The 16,221-nt window shown below is 45.1% G+C and carries 16 protein-coding genes; 1 reads left to right on the forward strand and 15 read right to left on the reverse strand.

What is annotated here, in order from left to right; translation table 11 throughout:
- Window positions 1–162: 162 nt before the first annotated feature.
- From ACGTNI_RS19010 to ACGTNI_RS19070, 13 genes are all read right to left on the reverse strand, one after another.
- Window positions 163–768 carry a hypothetical protein gene (locus ACGTNI_RS19010; protein WP_394464137.1) on the reverse strand — a complete coding sequence of 202 codons (606 nt, stop codon included), beginning with the start codon at window positions 766–768 and terminating at the stop codon, window positions 163–165.
- 144 nt (window positions 769–912) lie between these two features.
- Window positions 913–2,463 carry a fatty acid--CoA ligase gene (locus ACGTNI_RS19015; protein ID WP_394464139.1) on the reverse strand — a complete coding sequence of 517 codons (1,551 nt, stop codon included), beginning with the start codon at window positions 2,461–2,463 and terminating at the stop codon, window positions 913–915.
- Between the two features lie 55 nt (window positions 2,464–2,518).
- Window positions 2,519–3,286: a 3-hydroxyacyl-CoA dehydrogenase gene (locus ACGTNI_RS19020; RefSeq protein ID WP_394464140.1), complete on the reverse strand. Its 768-nt coding sequence runs from the start codon at window positions 3,284–3,286 to the stop codon at window positions 2,519–2,521.
- A gap of 3 nt (window positions 3,287–3,289) precedes the next feature.
- Window positions 3,290–4,438: a thiolase family protein gene (locus ACGTNI_RS19025; protein ID WP_394464141.1), complete on the reverse strand. Its 1,149-nt coding sequence runs from the start codon at window positions 4,436–4,438 to the stop codon at window positions 3,290–3,292.
- Complete coding sequence (locus tag ACGTNI_RS19030; RefSeq protein WP_394464142.1) at window positions 4,435–5,544, reverse strand: CaiB/BaiF CoA transferase family protein; 1,110 nt, start codon at window positions 5,542–5,544, stop codon at window positions 4,435–4,437. Before ACGTNI_RS19030 ends, ACGTNI_RS19025 begins: the two co-directional genes overlap by 4 nt.
- Complete coding sequence (locus tag ACGTNI_RS19035) at window positions 5,544–6,692, reverse strand: acyl-CoA dehydrogenase family protein (protein ID WP_394464143.1); 1,149 nt, start codon at window positions 6,690–6,692, stop codon at window positions 5,544–5,546. Before ACGTNI_RS19035 ends, ACGTNI_RS19030 begins: the two co-directional genes overlap by 1 nt.
- A 182-nt stretch (window positions 6,693–6,874) precedes the next feature.
- Window positions 6,875–7,276 carry a hotdog fold thioesterase gene (locus ACGTNI_RS19040; RefSeq protein ID WP_394464144.1) on the reverse strand — a complete coding sequence of 134 codons (402 nt, stop codon included), beginning with the start codon at window positions 7,274–7,276 and terminating at the stop codon, window positions 6,875–6,877.
- 56 nt (window positions 7,277–7,332) lie between these two features.
- Entirely contained in the window at window positions 7,333–8,496 is a 1,164-nt protein-coding gene (locus tag ACGTNI_RS19045) for an ABC transporter substrate-binding protein (protein ID WP_394464145.1), read from the reverse strand.
- A 33-nt stretch (window positions 8,497–8,529) separates the two neighbouring features.
- The gene (locus ACGTNI_RS19050) at window positions 8,530–9,264 is read right to left on the reverse strand and encodes an ABC transporter ATP-binding protein (RefSeq protein WP_394464146.1); all 735 of its coding nucleotides are present in this window, start codon (window positions 9,262–9,264) and stop codon (window positions 8,530–8,532) included.
- Entirely contained in the window at window positions 9,261–10,046 is a 786-nt protein-coding gene (locus ACGTNI_RS19055) for an ABC transporter ATP-binding protein (RefSeq protein ID WP_394464147.1), read from the reverse strand. Before ACGTNI_RS19055 ends, ACGTNI_RS19050 begins: the two co-directional genes overlap by 4 nt.
- On the reverse strand, window positions 10,039–11,076 hold the full coding sequence (locus ACGTNI_RS19060; protein WP_394464148.1) for a branched-chain amino acid ABC transporter permease: 1,038 nt from the start codon (window positions 11,074–11,076) through the stop codon (window positions 10,039–10,041). The genes ACGTNI_RS19055 and ACGTNI_RS19060 overlap by 8 nt, the downstream gene beginning before the upstream one ends.
- The gene (locus tag ACGTNI_RS19065) at window positions 11,077–11,955 is read right to left on the reverse strand and encodes a branched-chain amino acid ABC transporter permease (protein ID WP_394464149.1); all 879 of its coding nucleotides are present in this window, start codon (window positions 11,953–11,955) and stop codon (window positions 11,077–11,079) included.
- 71 nt (window positions 11,956–12,026) lie between these two features.
- Entirely contained in the window at window positions 12,027–13,352 is a 1,326-nt protein-coding gene (locus ACGTNI_RS19070) for a phenylacetate--CoA ligase family protein (RefSeq protein WP_394464150.1), read from the reverse strand.
- Between the two features lie 348 nt (window positions 13,353–13,700).
- Between ACGTNI_RS19070 and ACGTNI_RS19075 the strand changes: the two genes are divergently transcribed.
- Entirely contained in the window at window positions 13,701–14,762 is a 1,062-nt protein-coding gene (locus ACGTNI_RS19075; RefSeq protein ID WP_394464151.1) for an SDR family oxidoreductase, read from the forward strand.
- Window positions 14,763–14,802: 40 nt separating this feature from the next.
- Here ACGTNI_RS19075 and ACGTNI_RS19080 read toward each other — a convergent pair whose 3' ends face one another.
- The gene (locus ACGTNI_RS19080; protein WP_394464152.1) at window positions 14,803–15,579 is read right to left on the reverse strand and encodes an enoyl-CoA hydratase-related protein; all 777 of its coding nucleotides are present in this window, start codon (window positions 15,577–15,579) and stop codon (window positions 14,803–14,805) included.
- A gap of 138 nt (window positions 15,580–15,717) precedes the next feature.
- Complete coding sequence (locus tag ACGTNI_RS19085) at window positions 15,718–15,888, reverse strand: hypothetical protein (protein ID WP_157620141.1); 171 nt, start codon at window positions 15,886–15,888, stop codon at window positions 15,718–15,720.
- Between the last annotated feature and the right edge of the window lie 333 nt (window positions 15,889–16,221).

Consider the following 16,221-nt stretch of genomic DNA (forward strand, 5'->3'; position numbering starts at 1 on the left):
GATTTGCCTCCAGCTTCCTTCAGATTCCAGGTCGTCCCAGACACCCTTGCCTTCAGCTAACGGTTACAATGACCTTCACCGCTCGGGACTTGAACCCTAAAGCGTGCGCACATGCCGGGCACACACACAAAAAAAGCAGCGGATTTCCCACTGCTTTTTGACCTACTTTTGATTGGATTCCAGTTTCTGCTTTAATTTTTCTACTTGAGCTTTCAAAATCATATTATCCTGAGTCAGCGCCTCAATTGTTTCTTCTTTAGCCTGCTTCCATTTTTCATATTCGTTGCTATCTTTCTTCGACGTTCTTTTATCGTCGAGTTCTTTAGTTAATTTCTGATTCTTTTCATTAAGTGTACGATTGGATTGCTCCAATTCGATGAGTTTGTTTTGGACTTTCTCTTTTTCTTTCAAAAGGTGTTCGATTCTGAAAGTGAGATTTTCCTTCTGAACGCGGAATTCGCTCTCCTGCTTTTGAAGCAGCTCCTGCAACGACTTGTTTTTGATTTGCAGTCGTGAACGGTCACTCTGCTGTTCGGCGATGATTTCTTCAGCGGCACGAAGCTCATGCTCCATCTTTTCTACCTGGTAATCCAATGCAGCTTTGTCTTCAAGCAGCTGAATATTTTGTTCTTTCAAGTCGTCAAGCTGCGCATAATGGTAGTTTTCCTGATAATCTTTTACCTTTTCTTTATACTTTGCCAGCTCTGCTTTGAAATGAATGATCTTCTGCTGGAGCTGGATAGGATCCCCCATGTTATTTTTATTCATACCGTAACCTCCCATAAATAATAACTTCATATGCTTGGGCGTTTACCATATGTATATGTATAGGATGCCTGGAAGGTTACTGGCCTATTTTTACTTCATGAAAATTCCAGAGGCAAGTCGCCCTGCCTCTGACTGAATATTACTTTATACTTGTTTCAAACTTTCCCTTAACTTGAACTTTTGAAGCTTTCCGCTCGCGTTGCGAGGCAATTCTTCAACGAATTCATAGCGTCTAGGCCGTTTATAGCGGGCCAGCCGTTCCGTAGCGGTACAAAATTCATCCAGTTCTTTGTCGGTAAGAGATTCATCTTTTTTAACAACGTAAGCAACGACACGTTCTCCCCACATTTCGTCTGGTTCACCGATTACAGCAGCATCCATCACCTTTTCATGATCGAACAACACATCTTCGACTTCCCTGGAGTAGATGTTCTCGCCGCCGGAAATAATCATATCCTTAACGCGGTCGCTAACCCAAAGATAGCCTTCTTCATCGAAAGAACCGATATCGCCGGAATGGTACCAGCCTTTATACATCGCCTCATCGGTGGCTTCCGGACGATTATAATATCCCGGCATCATGCTTGGGCCCTGGACGATGATTTCTCCAAGTTCTCCCGGCTCACAAATATCTTCCGGGTCAGCCGGTCCCTCCTCCCGTGTTCGCACAACTCTGACTTCATGGTTGATTAGAGCCCGTCCGGCTGAACCTGCTTTATCCAGCTGTTCGTCTTCCGTTAATACCGTGATCGCAGGACCCATCTCTGTCATGCCATAAGCCTCGAATAAACGAATGCCGAGCTGTTCATGAAGTTTTTTCACCAACGCAGGAGCCATCGGAGCCCCACCGTACAGTCCTTTATTAAGAGATGTAAAATCCGCGTCCGATAAATCCTCCTGGAGCATCATATTCCACATTGTGGGAGCGGCGAAAAATGTGGTAATCGCTTCTTCTTTAACTGTTTGAATAAGCGGCTTAGGATCGAAATGGTGCATGAGGATATTTTTGCCTCCCATCATCACACGTGGGAAAAAGGCGCAGTGGAGCTCGGCACAATGAAACATCGGAGCCACACTGAGCCCCCTCTCTTTATCCGTTACGTTCATCACAGCTCCCATAATCAGGGCCTGATCGATCATGTCACGGTGAGTATGAAGCACCCCTTTTGAAAGGCCAGTCGTCCCTGATGTGTACATAATGGCATAGAAATCATTCTCTTCAAGCTCGCAGTCAGGCCTGGCTCGCGATGCTCCTTCCATTTGATCGTGGAAGTTAACGGCAAAGTCCAGTTCATACTGATCGATCGACCAAAACTGTACACCGCGTACATCTCCCGCTGCCTGGGCCACCTGCTGGTGTGTCGAGTTCTCAAAGATAACAACTTTCGGTGCCGCATCCTGAAGAATAAAGGTTATTTCTTTGCCGGTTAACCGGAAGTTTATCGGATTGAACACTGCGCCTATTTTCATACAGGCGAACAAAGTTGTAGCAAATTCGGCGGTATTGAACAAGACTGTTGAAACCTTATCCCCTTTTTCCACTCCGGCATCCTTCAATGTATTCGCAAGACAATTGACCTCTTCATCCCACTCCTGATATGTCCATCTTCTACCTGCCCTTATATCCACTAAGCCCTCTTTATCTGGATATTTCGCCACCGTCTGTTCGAACATACTACGCAAGGTTGGTCCCATCGATTCATCTCCCTTTATATAAGTTGAGTGTCATTCGCCTTTGACCACGTATCCTTTATTTCGGCTGCATACGAATTGCTCCGTCTAGACGGATCACCTCCCCGTTTAACATCGGATTTCCTATGATACTTGTAACTAATTCCGCATATTCGGCCGGCTTTCCTAATCGGCTCGGGAAAGGCGTCATTTTGCCAAGCGCTTCACGTGCCGACTCCGGTAATGTAGCGAACATTGGTGTTTCGAACAAACCTGGAGCAATCGTCATGACCCGGATGCCATACCTGGCAAACTCCCTCGCCACAGGCAGCGTCATACTGGCTACGCCTCCTTTGGAAGCACTATAGGCAGCCTGTCCAATTTGTCCCTCAAAAGCAGCAACGGAAGCTGTATTGATGATTACACCGCGTTCGTCGTCCTCGTTTGTCTCATTCGATTGCATGCGCTCCCCCGCAAGGCGGATCATATTGAACGTACCGATCAAGTTGACTTCAATTACTTTTGAAAATTGTCCTAAATCATGGGCGCCATCTTTCCCGACCACTTTCTCCGCAATTGCTATGCCTGCACAATTGACGACAGCATTTATGCTGCCAAACTGATCGACGGTTAAATCCAGCAACTGATTAATGTGGGTTTCTGAAGTGACATCCGTCGTATGGAATAGACAACGGTCGCCTAACTCCTGAGCTAGTTCTGCGGCACGTTCCTCATTTCTGTCCGCAATCACAGCTCTTCCTCCTGCTGCTATAATTTTTCTGACGGTAGCTTCACCAAGTCCGGAAGCTCCACCTGTTACAACGGCAGTGATATTTTCCGATTTCATTTCTTACCCCTCCAGTCTTTCAATGATAGTTGCGTTGGCCATGCCCATCCCTTCGCATACTGCCTGCAGACCATACCGTTTTCCCGTCCGCTCTAATTCATGGACTAAGGTAGTCATCAGCCTTGTTCCCGTCGCACCAAGCGGATGCCCTAACGCGATAGCTCCGCCATTGACATTTAATTTATCCGCGTCTGCCCCTGTTTCTTTCAGCCAGAATAACGGTACCGGGGCGAATGCTTCATTTACTTCAAACAAGTCCATATCTTCCAGACTAAGTCCGGCTTTTTGCAGCACTTTATAGGTGGCTGGCACCGGTCCTGTCAACATGAATGTCGGATCCGATCCAACGACGGAACGAGCGATTATTCGGAAGCGAGGCTTTAACCCTAACTGCTCCGCTCGCTCCCTCGACATCAGCAGGACAGCAGAGGCACCGTCACTGATTTGGCTGGCATTTCCTGCTGTTATTAACCCGTCCTCTTTAAAAGCGGGTTTTAATTGTCCCAACGTTTCCAGTGAGGTCCCTGGACGGGGACCTTCATCCGTATCCATTAAATTCACCGTTCCATTTTTATCTTTGACTGGCATTATTTCTTTTTTGAACCGCCCTTCTTTAATAGCGGTTAATGCTTTTTCATGGCTTTCTACAGCGAACTGGTCGAGTTCCTGTCTGGAAAAACCCCAATGTTCTGCTATACGCTCAGCTGACAACCCCTGGTTAATGATTTCATACTGATCGGTCAGGCGGGGACTGTGCGCTGTCCCTTCAATATTAGAGAACATCGGTACACGGGTCATGTTTTCGACACCACAGGCAATGACTGTCTCCATGTCTCCACTGCCAATGGCCTGAGCTCCAAAATGAACCGCCTGCTGACTCGATCCACATTGACGATCGATGGTGACACCGGGTACTTCAATTGGGAATCCGGCAACCAATAATGCTGTTCGTGCAATATCCATCCCTTGTTCCCCGACCTGAGATACACAGCCTGCTATCACATCCTCCACTGTTGCCGGATCAAGCTGTGCCCGGTCCATCAGCTCCTTTAGTACATCTCCTAACAGATCATCAGGCCGTTTTTCACTGAGCAGCCCTTTCCTTCTCCCTACCGGGCTGCGAACAGCTTCTACAATCACTACTTCTCTCATCGCTTATCTCCTCCTGTTGTATGTACTCCCTGATGGAGCCATTCGTTTACTATATCTGTCTGGTGTTCTCCTTGTTTCGGTGCCTCTGATATTTTCTCTGGCACTGGATACATCGTGGCCAACTGACTGCCGTTCCGGATGGCCATCGCTCGCTGCTTCCATAATGGGTACTGATCCAGCTCACCGATTTCCATTACCGGGGTTAAACAGCAGTCAAGCTGCAGTGAGATTTCCAACCACTCTTCCAATGGTTTAGATAGAAAGTAAGCGCTTACTTGTTCGTAAATAGTAAAACCCTTTTTCGCGCGGATGAATTGGTGATTAATCCAATCTTTTCTCCCGGCAAACTCGCAAAATGCACGCCAAAATTTAGGTTCCAGTGCGGCAAGGGCGACGTAACGTTTATCCATTGTTTCATACAGGTGATAACATACCTTTTCTCCACTTATTTCTTTAATTCCTTTGTGACCACCGTTTTCTTTTGAAATCGCATAGTTGGTATTCATCATCGCGTACAGGCCGTCGGTCAAAGCTACATCAAGATAAGCTCCTTCTTCTGTGCGAAAACGGTGCACAAGAGCAGCCAGTATCATTTCCGAGGCTGTCAATCCTCCCAGAAAATCAGCGATCTGAACCGATGGATGGACCGGCTTTCCATGTTCATCTTTCAACTTGGAGAGCATCCCGGTGAGGGCCATATAGTTTAAATCATGACTGGCCAAATGGCTCATGTCTTTAGTATCCTGGCCATATCCTGAAATAGAACAGTAGACTACCTTCTGATTTACCCGTTTTACTTTTTTATAGCCAAGGCCCAATCGTTCCATTACACCCGGCCGGTAGCTTTCTACGATGACATCTGCTTTAGAGGCCATGTCAAAGGCTGTCCTCTGATCCTGTTCTTTTTTTAAATTCAAAGTAATACTCCGCTTCATTCGGTTGTTAGCCGCAAAAACCGTACTGTTTAAATTTCTTGCCGGTTCACCGGCAGGCGGCTCTGCCAGCACGACATCCGCTCCTTTTTCAGCCAGGCGTAACGTTGCATAGGGACCCGGCAAATACCTGGAGAAATCGAGCACTCGTATCCCTTTCAACATTTTGTCCATTATTGTAACCCCATCTTTTTTGCAATGATCTGTTTCATAATTTCATTGGATCCAGCGTAAATTGCTGATACCGGAGCATCACGGTACCTTCTGGCAATCTCATATTCTTCCATATAACCGTACCCGCCATGAAGGTGCATGCATTCTGCCGCTACTTTCTTGGTCAGATCGGTGACCCACCATTTTGCCATCGACACTTCTTTGACGACATCTTCTCCCTTTATATGTGAATCTACTACACGATCGAGGAATGTCCGCCCGATTTCTACCTCTGTTTCCAACTCTGCCAATTTGAACTGAGTGTTTTGGAAGGAAGCGATACTTTTGCCAAATGCTTTTCGTTCTTTGACATATTGGGTAGTGATTTCCAGCATTCTCTCTGAAGCCGCTATTCCGCCAATAGCGACAATTAACCTTTCCTGCTGAAGGTTTTTCATTAAGTAATAGAAACCCTCCCCTTCTTTACCGATCAAGTTATCGGCAGGGACCCGAGCATCTTCAAAGATCAGTTCAGCAGTATCCTGGCTGTGCAACCCGATTTTATTGAGCTTTTTCCCTTTGGTGAATCCTGGGGTATCTTTTTCCACCACTAACAGGCTGACTCCTTTATAAGGAGGATCAGCTTTCGGATCGGTTTTACAGACCACAAGCACCAAATCTGCCTGGATGCCATTGGTGATGAACGTTTTTTCTCCATTTACTATGTAGTCTTTTCCATCACGGACAGCAGAGGTTTTGATACCAGCCAGGTCGGAACCAGCACCAGGCTCTGTCATTGCGATAGCGGTAATTATTTCTCCCGAGGCACATTTAGGGAGCCACCGTTTCTTTTGCTCTGGAGTCCCATATTGTTCAAGATACGGTACCACAATATCATTATGAAGACCGATACCGATCAGCCCGGTACCCACTTTTTCCAGCTCCTCATTGATAACAACAGAATAGCCGAAATCCGCCCCAAACCCTCCATATTCCTCATCCAGCCACGGACATAGATACCCCAGGTCCCCCATCTTTTTCCAAAACGATCGTGGAATAAGTCCGTCTTGCTCCCATTCATTAAAGTAGGGATAAGCTTCTTTTTCTAAAAATTTTCGCAGCGACTCCCGCAATATTTCATGTTCTTCTTTTATGTAAGCTGCCTTCATATTCCTCCCCCTTACCCATGATTCGATTGAATTTTCTGACTACAATTAGTTTACCTTATCTTTCAAGGAAGTGGAAATGATTTATGAACCAGGCGAAAGCCTAAGTTCTTCTAATACTTTAACCCTTTAACAAAGTTAAACTTTCTTAAAGAAAAAAAGACAGACATCAACATGTCCGTCTTTTACGCGAATATCTCCTTTTTACGGTAAACCATACCATCAGCAGTCGCTAACAGTTCCCCTGCTTCATTCCGGACGATCATCCGATAGAGACCAAGCTTAGGGTTTTTCGATTCCTCAGAAGCTGTGGCTATGATCTTGTCCCCAAGCATACCCGCCCGCATATAATTCATATGGACGTTAATACCTACCGCAGTCTGCCCATAGGAATTACTGGCAATAGCAAACGCTACATCTGCCAAGGAAAATAAGACTCCACCATTGGTTGCTCCGTGAAAGTTCATCATGTTTTCGGTGATGCTTATAGAAACTTCCGCTTCTCCTTCACCTACTCGATCAATTTCTATCCCAAGAAATCTGGCATATGGATCTTTGGATACACGCTCTACAATTGCTTCTTTCATTTTCTCCCCCCTATATTACGAGGGGACCACGCTTTACGAGGCCCCTCCCATTTCAGTTACTCTTTTAATGTCCATTCACCAGCAGATACTTCCGCCAAAACCATGCTGTCTGCTTCCAAGCCATTATGGTCGTCTGCACTAAAGGTAAAAATACCAGTGGCACCGACATAGCCTTGTACATCATTCTCTAAGTATTCTCGAATAGATTCTCTATCTGTTGCTCCAGATTCAAGGGCGTCAACGATCAACATTAAATTATCATACCCATAGGAACCAAAGTTGGTAGGCGCGCTGTCATATTCACTCATATAATCATCGTAAAAACTGGAAATCACCTCGTATTGCTCGTCGTCCTCCGGTATTTGTGTCGGGAACAATAATTTACCAGTCGGAATCGTCACCCCTTCTGCTGCTTCACCTGCTAAATCGATAAACGATTGGTTGGCAATCCCATGACTCCCGATATAAGGGATATCCAGGCCTAGTTCTTTACTGTTTTTCGCAATGATTGCTGGTCCAGGGTTCGTTCCCCAGACAATCATCGCTTCCGCACCAGAGCTGTCGATCTTCGTCAATTGCGTTTTCATATCTGGGTCATCCGTGTTATAGCTCTCCTTGATTACAATTTCCATGCCGTAGTCTCCCGCCAGAGCTTCCAGTTGTTCTACACCGCTTTCCCCGAATGCATTGGAATCTGCTAAAATAGCAATTTTATTCATTCCTTCGTTTTGAAGATGCATGTAGATACGCTCAACAGCATGTGCATCTGAGTGTGGGGTTTTGAAGACCCACTTCGCTTCTTCAACAGGAGAAATGATACTTACCGCAGCACCTGCAGAAACTAAAGGAACCTCATTATCCATTGCAATTCCTTTCATTGCCAGACTTGCGCCACTGGTGGTAGAACCAAGTACAGCTACAACGTTTTCATCATGAATCATTCGATTCATTTCTTCCATTGCTTTTTCCGGTGTTGATTCGTCATCTGCCAAAACAATTTCAACTTTCTTGCCATCAATGCCGCCCTCTTCATTAATTTTCTTTTCAAGCAGCTTCGTAGCATTCCATTCAGGTTCTCCTAGTGGACTACCTGCCCCTGTTTTAGAATAGATAGCACCAATCTTGTATACATCCGCATCGCCTTGAGCCTCCGTGTCACTACATGCTGCCAACCCGAGAACAACTACCATCATCAGCAAAAAACCTACCCATTTTTTCATAAAATCCCCCCACTTTTTTTAGTGTCCCATCCCTCAAACCGTGTGGCCTAAGAAAACTTCTTTCACTTCTGGGTTATGAAGCAGATCGTCTGCTCTTCCTTCTTTGACAATACTGCCGTGAGACATTACATAACCCCGGTCAGCAATTTTCAAAGACGCACTTACATTCTGTTCGATGAGCAAGATAGTGACACCGAGCTCATCCCGCAACTGCTTGACGTAGTTCAACACTTCTTTGACAATCAATGGTGCAAGCCCAAGTGATGGTTCATCTAATAGCAGTAAATCAGGTTTAGCCATGATTGCCCTCGCAATTGCAAGCATCTGCTGCTGCCCGCCAGAAAGTGTCCCTGCCAGTTGTTCTTTGCGTTCTTCTAAGATAGGAAATAATGCAAACACTTTATCTATCTCTCTGGCAACCTCTTTTTTACCGGTTTTTTTATAGTGATGATAAGCTCCTAGAGATAGATTATCCAACACGGACATCGTCCCGAATACTTGCCGGTGCTCCGGCACCAAAATCAATTTATTTTGGACAATTCTTTCTGCTTCCATCCGTTCAATGTTTCTATTTCTATATAAAATTTCTCCGCTGTCAGACTGTAAAAGACCTGCTATATTTTTCAGCAGGGTTGTCTTCCCTGCGCCATTGGCACCAAGCAACGCGACAATTTCGCCATGGTCGACATGAAGATGGAGATCATCCAAGGCTTGAATCGGACCGTAGCTGAATGAGACCCCTTTAATTTCTAAGAGCGGCTGATTCATACCGTTGCCTCCTCCTTTTCTTCATCGTTACCAAGGTAGGCTTCAATGACTCGAGGGTCATTTTGCACTTCCTTTGGGGTTCCTTCCGCAATTTTCTCACCTTGATCTAAGACGATGATCCTGTCGCTGACCCGCATCACCAGGTCCATATCATGCTCGACAACGAAAATCGAAACTCCTCGATCCCTGACTTTAAAAATCAAATCACTCATTTTTGCTGTCTCCTGATGATTTAACCCAGCTGCAATTTCATCCAGCAGGAGCAATTTCGGTCTGGTGGCAAGCGCCCTGGCCAGTTCCAGCAAACGCAGTTTTCCTAACGGAAGATTACCCGCCTCAACGGCAGCGACGTCTTCTAACCCGACAAATTCAATCTCTTCCCATGCCTGCTGATAGATTGTCTCTTCTTCTTTCTTTGCTTTTGGCAGTTTAAACGCCGCGGATAAGATTCCAGATGATGTACTGGTATGTAATCCGACCATGACGTTTTCCAACACTGTCATTCGTTTGAATACCTGGAGGTTTTGAAAAGTCCGGGCGATACCTAGCGGCGAAACTTTGAAGGCAGGCAGATGGTCTATCCTTTTTCCTGCAAACCAAATCTCTCCTTCTGTCGGCGGAAAAATAGCGGACACCATGTTGAACAACGTACTTTTCCCTGCACCATTAGGTCCAATCAATCCAATAACTTTTCCAGATTCAAAAGAAAAGGATACTTTCTGGTTGGCCACTACTCCCCCAAACTTCCTGGTCACATTCTTCACTTCTAATAAATCAGGCACGTTGATCCCCCTTTACGGCAGTGATACTGCCTGACTTCTTTTTCCTGCCAGTAAAATCCAGGAGCGGCTTCAATTTCGCGGCAATTGCAGGAAACAATCCTTGAGGGAGGAATATGACGACAAGCATTAATATCAGTCCATAAAGCACATGTTCAAAATCGCTGGTTATAAATGATATCTTAGAACCTAAAGCCTGTACAAAAGAGCTGATAGCGGTAATTAATAAAGCACCGAAAACCGCTCCCCATACACTTGTCGAACCTCCAAGTACAACCATCGTCAAAAATAAAATCGATCCATCCAGACCGAATGACCCAGGTGAAATACTATAGGACATATGAGCGAACAGCCACCCTGCAATCCCTGCAAACATGGCACTGATAATAAACACTTGCATCTTATAACGCCCCGTATCTACCCCCATTGAACTGGAAGCGACTTCACTATCATGAATCGATCGTAATGCCCTTCCTATCCTGGAGTGAATGATGTTCAGGGATAATACGATGACAAGTAACGCAAAAGCCCACACCAGGTAGTAATAGCTTATCCCCTGAGTAAAAGTGAAGCCAAAAAACTCAATCTTAGGAATGCCATAAAAACCTGAAGCGCCTTTGGTGAACCCTTTCCATTCAACAAGCAGAACATGGATGACTATTCCAAATGCTAATGTAGCCATCGCTAAATAATATCCATGAAGTCTTGCCATCGTATGTCCTAATATATAGGCGATCAATGCCGGAGCTGCTATCGCTATCAGGAGCGACAGCCATGGACTAATTCCAAAAGTAGCTGTCAGTATTGCTGTCGAATAAGCACCAACTCCATAAAAAGCCGCTTGTCCTAACGAAATTTGTCCAGCAAATCCCATTAAAAGTCCAAGCCCGACTGCAACAATCGTATAGATGCCCGCAAACGTTGCTTTTGTAATCATCAAGGAGGTGGAAAGCAGGAATGGCAGAATAATTATCAGTACTGTAAAGGCAGCCAGCCCCTTCCAGCTCATTTGTTGTATTCCTTTACGTTTCACTTACAGACCTCCCTTTCCAACATTCTTTTCACCAAGCAATCCATAAGGGCGAATTAATAAGAGCATCAACACGAAACCGAATGCGATCGCATCCTTCATTCCGGAACTGATGAAACCAGCCCCAAGTGATTCAATCACACCCAGCAGCAACCCGCCGAGTACTGCCCCCGGCGCACTCCCCAGCCCGCCCAGGATTGTAGCTGAGAAACCTTTGATCCCCAGCATGACTCCCATGTCATAAGCAGGAAAAATAATAGGAGCTATCACAAGTCCTGCTAAAGCCCCTAAACCTGCACTGAGCGCGAATGAAAAGGAAGACATTTTCTTTGGACTCACCGCCATCAGCCTGGCAGCGACCGGGTTCACCGAACAAGCACGAAATGCTTTTCCTAACATTGTCTTCTCAATCAACAGGAACAAACCAGCAACTATAACAAGCATAAATACCATCACCCAGATACTTTGAGGGGTAATTGTCGCGCCCATTACATATACGGGCTCATCGCTTGCAAACGAATCAACTTTCACAGAATCTTTGCCCCAAATCATACTGGCAATTCCACGTATGAAAATGGCTGCTCCGATAGTAAGGATAATAAGACTTAAAGCATCTGCCCCCTTCGCTTTTCTAACAATTGTCCTTTCTAGCAACCATCCGATCACGATTACCATCGCAATCGTCGTTAAAAAGGCAATCAAATATGGGATTCCAAGTTTCAATAAAGAAAACATAATCATCCCGCCAAGCATGACAAATTCACCCTGGGCTAAATTGATTACTTTGGTCACGCTGTAAATCGTAACAAACCCAAGTGCGACAATGGCATAAATGCTTCCTATCGTTAAGCCTGAAATTAAAAACTGCACCGAATCTGCCACTGAACCCTCTCCTCACCCATTTTTATATTACATTTTTTAACTAATCGTATATATTCATCATGTATTTCACTTTAAACTTCGATTGCATCTGTAGTCCGATCCACAATCCGCACCGCTTTACCTTCTGACCGGGGAACCGATTTAGGACCAAGGACTTTAACATCTACGGAAATCAGGCAATTATTTTTCATGACTTTTTGAATATACTTGCCCAGTTTCAGCACATCCGGATGAGTCAAATCCTCCTGGATACGAGCATAAAATGCTTCTTCCACTTCCACTTGAAGCTCTACATGCTGCATGCTTCCTTTTTTGAAGACATGGAGCTGATAATGCGGGACGATTCCTTCCACTGTCAGGAGATAATGCTCTATCTCAGATGGAAACACGTTAACACCGCGGATAATCAGCATGTCATCAATGCGTCCTTTTACTCGCGACATTTTCACGGTAGTTCGTCCACATGCACACTTTCCACGCTCTAAGGAGGCGATGTCACCAGTACGGTAGCGAATGACAGGGAATGCTTCCTTAGTCAAGCTGGTAAAAACCAGTTCACCATCCTCCCCATCGGGGACTGGTTCCAGGGTGTCTGGGTCAATGACTTCAGCCAAAAAATGATCCTCGGCAATATGTAACCCGTCCTGCACTTCATGGCATTCCATTGCCACCCCTGGCCCTAACACCTCGCTTAATCCATAAATGTCGCAAGCCTTGATGTTGAATTTATCCTCTAACGTCTTCCTCATTTCTTCCGACCATGGTTCCGCCCCGAATATCCCATATTTTAATGAAGTGGAACGAGGGTCTTTCCCTGCCTGCTCCATATGCTCCGCTATGTTCAACAAGTATGAAGGAGTGCCGCATATAACTGTCGGTTTGAAATCTTCAATCAAAGTGATCTGCCGCTCGGTATTTCCTCCTGAAATCGGCACAGTTGCCATTCCCAATTCTTCACTGCCACAATGCAGACCTAAGCCACCAGTAAACAACCCATAGCCATAGGCGTTATGAAGCACTTCCCCCGGCATGCCGCCGCCAATTGTGATAGCACGTGCCACTAATTCGGACCACATACAAATATCATTTTTGGTATACCCGACGACCGTAGGTTTTCCGCTTGTTCCTGAAGAAGCATGTAATCTGACCAGCTCACTTCGGTCTACCGCGAATAATCCAAACGGATAATTATCTCTCAAGTCTTTTTTTTCAAGAAATGGCAGTTTGGTCACATCGTCGAGCGATCGGATGTCTTCCGGCACTAAACCAGCTTCATCAAACTTCTCTTTGAAAAACGGCACCTTTTCATACACACGAGTAATGGTTTCCTGCAGCCTGTTTAATTGGAGTTCCTTCATTTCAATTTGTGAAGCGCTTTCAATTTCGTGCAAAATCATTCCCCATCTCTCCTTTATAAAAAATAGAAACAAGACTCCCCTCCAACAAATGACACAAAGATATAACGTAAAAAACACGACATATAAATATAATGTTATTTAACAATAAATCTACCGTTAAAATAATGGAAAGTCAACGTTATTTTGGAATTTTCTGAAATTAATGCCGATTACTTATTGTATTAATTCCTGTTCAAACTTACGTTTTGGGTAGATATAACTTGTACGCAATAGCTTTTGACATTGTCGTAAAAATAAAGTATTTTAAGCGGAGCAGGTACACAAAAGTTTCACCGGTACCTTTTACAGGGAATGATTAAGGGAATTGAATTTCGGGAGTGAACAAGTTTGAACATTCTATTGACTGGCTCCACCGGTTTTCTCGGCGGCAAACTTATGAAAGAATTGATCCACGGGACAGACCATCATCTATATATCCTCGCAAGAAACCTTGAAAAAGCAGAACGAATGAAAGCCGGCTTCCAGGCGGAAGACCAGCATCGCCTTCATCTGATCACCGGGGACATCACATTGCCTTACTTTGGCTTACAACCTGATATGGTAACCTCTCTGACAGGAAAAATAGACTGTATTTACCATTCTGCAGCTTTGGTGAAATTCGATGAAGCACTGCGCGATGAATTATTTGCCATCAATTATGAGGGTACCAAGCATGCATTGGAGCTCGCTAACCAACTTTCTGTACGCAAATTTTTCTATGTGAGCACCGCTTACACGGTTGGAAAAAGACATACCGGGGTTGAGGATCTTTATCCAGAAGATGACAGCTATCATAACCCTTATGAAGAGAGTAAAGTAAAGGCGGAGCATCTGGTTTTCAGCTATGGCAACGATATGGAGGTTGCGATTTTCCGACCTTCTATTATTGTGGGAGATTCAAAAACAGGGGAAGCGGATTCGGAGTTCACCCTCTACGGATTCATGCGGGCGTTAGAAATTTTCAAGCGTCGTATGGAAAGGAAAAAAGAGAATGATCGCCAAACGACCTATCGGGTTGTCGCTAATCCAGCCGGCACCTCGAATTTTGTCCCAGTCGATTATGTAGCAGAGATATTAGCGCTTGGCTTGACGAGAGCAGAACCTTATGGAATTTATAATATTACCAATCCAAATCCTTCCACCAACGCCGAAGTGCTCGATCTGTTCCAGGATGCGTTGGGTTTCCACCGATTAACTACAGTAGATGATCATCAGCATTATGAACTTAGTCCAGAAGAAGAAAAATTGAATGATATGATTGATACATTCAAAGTTTATTTGGCCAGTGATATCACATTTGAAGATGATAATACCCAACGGTTGATTAGAGGCACTGAGACGAGACACCTTCACATGTCTCGAGAGATGCTTGAGATGATCATTCACGCCTATTTTACATTTGATGTATAAGTACAAAAAGGGTTGTCCTCTCTGGGACAACCCTTTTGTACTATTTCCCTTTGAAATTGGCAGGCCGCTTTTCCTTGAATGCTTCTAATGCTTCGATGCGATCTTCTGTCGGAATGATTACTTCGTAAGCCTTTGCCTCGATCGCCAAGCCTGTATGTATATCTACATTGCTCCCATGATTAATCGCGTACTTAGCCTGGGTGACAGCCAATCGTCCATTGCCCATAATTTCCTTAGCGAGAGAAGTCGCCCCCTCCATTAAGTCCTTCTTACCGTACACCTCGTTGACCAGCCCAATATCCACTGCTTTCTCTGCATCGATTTTGCGAGCGGTCAAGATCAGCTCTTTAGCCCGTGACGTCCCAACGAGCCTTGATAATCGCTGTGTTCCCCCTGCTCCAGGTATAATCGCCCAGCTTACTTCGGTTAGCCCCATAACAGCACCAGCAACGGCATACCGGAAGTCACAAGCGAGCGCAAGTTCAAGACCACCTCCCAGGGCATAACCATTAACGGCTGCAATTGTTGGTTGTGGAAGCTCCTCAATCGCTGTAAAAACTTCTCGTATCGCCCGGACATTGCGGCGCACCTCCTTTTCGGAGAGTGTCCGGCGCTCTTTCAAATCAGCTCCGGCACTAAAGGCTCTCTCTCCTGCTCCTGTGATGATAACCGCCCGAACTTCCTTATCCGCCTGAAGGCTTTCTACAATTTCTCCCAGCAATACAAGCGTTTCATAATCAAAACAGTTCAATTGATCCGGCCGATTGATCGTTATTCGGCCGAGATGTCCATCTTTCTCAAACAAAACTTTCCCCATGAAAATCCTCCATTTTTTAAAATTAAATAGTATCTCTTCTGTTATTACCAGACATGCTTACATAACTAATTCGACATGCATCGCATTTCCCCTTTTTGAAAAGAAAAAAGCTGACAGTTGGCCTCCTGTCAGATTTCCTTATTCTTCCACACTTCCGTGCAGCATCGCATAATAATCAACTTTTTCATCAGAAGTCGTAAAGCCGTGTTTCCCATCATCGTAGGCAATTAAAACATAACCTAGTTCACTTTCCAGTTCCATAATCCTTCTTGTCTGCTCTTCCGTCAGTGATGCTATATCCCACTCCATGGTCTCACCCTTTCTTTTGGCATCTATGCTCTGTTAAAGCTCCGTGTTGATTTTACAATAACAAGCTCCCTTTTACTGAAGACTCAGTTCCGAGATAATTGGGTCCGCTACCGAAAGGTAAGGGATGGGGAGGGAAACAACTCGCTTTCCTGCGGTGGACCCGGCAAGCTTCCTCGGTCTAAAGCCCTGCGGGATCTCGCCTAGTCCCTTCTCCCGCGGGAGATTCCTGTGGGATTCAGTAGAGGGGTCTTGAATGAAAAAAAGCCCTCCGTTATGATGCATTTGTACAACCAAATACAAACAAACATCAAAAGGAGGACTTCCCCTTGAATT

It is taken from the genome of Thalassobacillus sp. B23F22_16 (genome assembly GCF_043496955.1).
GTDB lineage: Bacteria > Bacillota > Bacilli > Bacillales > Halobacillaceae > Thalassobacillus > Thalassobacillus devorans_A.

What these genes read in the sequence shown, in the direction of transcription:
- ACGTNI_RS19010 (WP_394464137.1), bottom strand. Translation starts at nt 768, where the DNA reads ATGAATAAAAATAACATGGGGGATCCTATCCAGCTCCAGCAGAAGATC.
- ACGTNI_RS19015 (WP_394464139.1), bottom strand. Translation starts at nt 2,463, where the DNA reads ATGGGACCAACCTTGCGTAGTATGTTCGAACAGACGGTGGCGAAATAT.
- ACGTNI_RS19020 (WP_394464140.1), bottom strand. Translation starts at nt 3,286, where the DNA reads ATGAAATCGGAAAATATCACTGCCGTTGTAACAGGTGGAGCTTCCGGA.
- ACGTNI_RS19025 (WP_394464141.1), bottom strand. Translation starts at nt 4,438, where the DNA reads ATGAGAGAAGTAGTGATTGTAGAAGCTGTTCGCAGCCCGGTAGGGAGA.
- ACGTNI_RS19030 (WP_394464142.1), bottom strand. Translation starts at nt 5,544, where the DNA reads ATGGACAAAATGTTGAAAGGGATACGAGTGCTCGATTTCTCCAGGTAT.
- ACGTNI_RS19035 (WP_394464143.1), bottom strand. Translation starts at nt 6,692, where the DNA reads ATGAAGGCAGCTTACATAAAAGAAGAACATGAAATATTGCGGGAGTCG.
- ACGTNI_RS19040 (WP_394464144.1), bottom strand. Translation starts at nt 7,276, where the DNA reads ATGAAAGAAGCAATTGTAGAGCGTGTATCCAAAGATCCATATGCCAGA.
- ACGTNI_RS19045 (WP_394464145.1), bottom strand. Translation starts at nt 8,496, where the DNA reads ATGAAAAAATGGGTAGGTTTTTTGCTGATGATGGTAGTTGTTCTCGGG.
- ACGTNI_RS19050 (WP_394464146.1), bottom strand. Translation starts at nt 9,264, where the DNA reads ATGAATCAGCCGCTCTTAGAAATTAAAGGGGTCTCATTCAGCTACGGT.
- ACGTNI_RS19070 (WP_394464150.1), bottom strand. Translation starts at nt 13,352, where the DNA reads ATGATTTTGCACGAAATTGAAAGCGCTTCACAAATTGAAATGAAGGAA.
- ACGTNI_RS19080 (WP_394464152.1), bottom strand. Translation starts at nt 15,579, where the DNA reads ATGGGGAAAGTTTTGTTTGAGAAAGATGGACATCTCGGCCGAATAACG.
- ACGTNI_RS19085 (WP_157620141.1), bottom strand. Translation starts at nt 15,888, where the DNA reads ATGGAGTGGGATATAGCATCACTGACGGAAGAGCAGACAAGAAGGATT.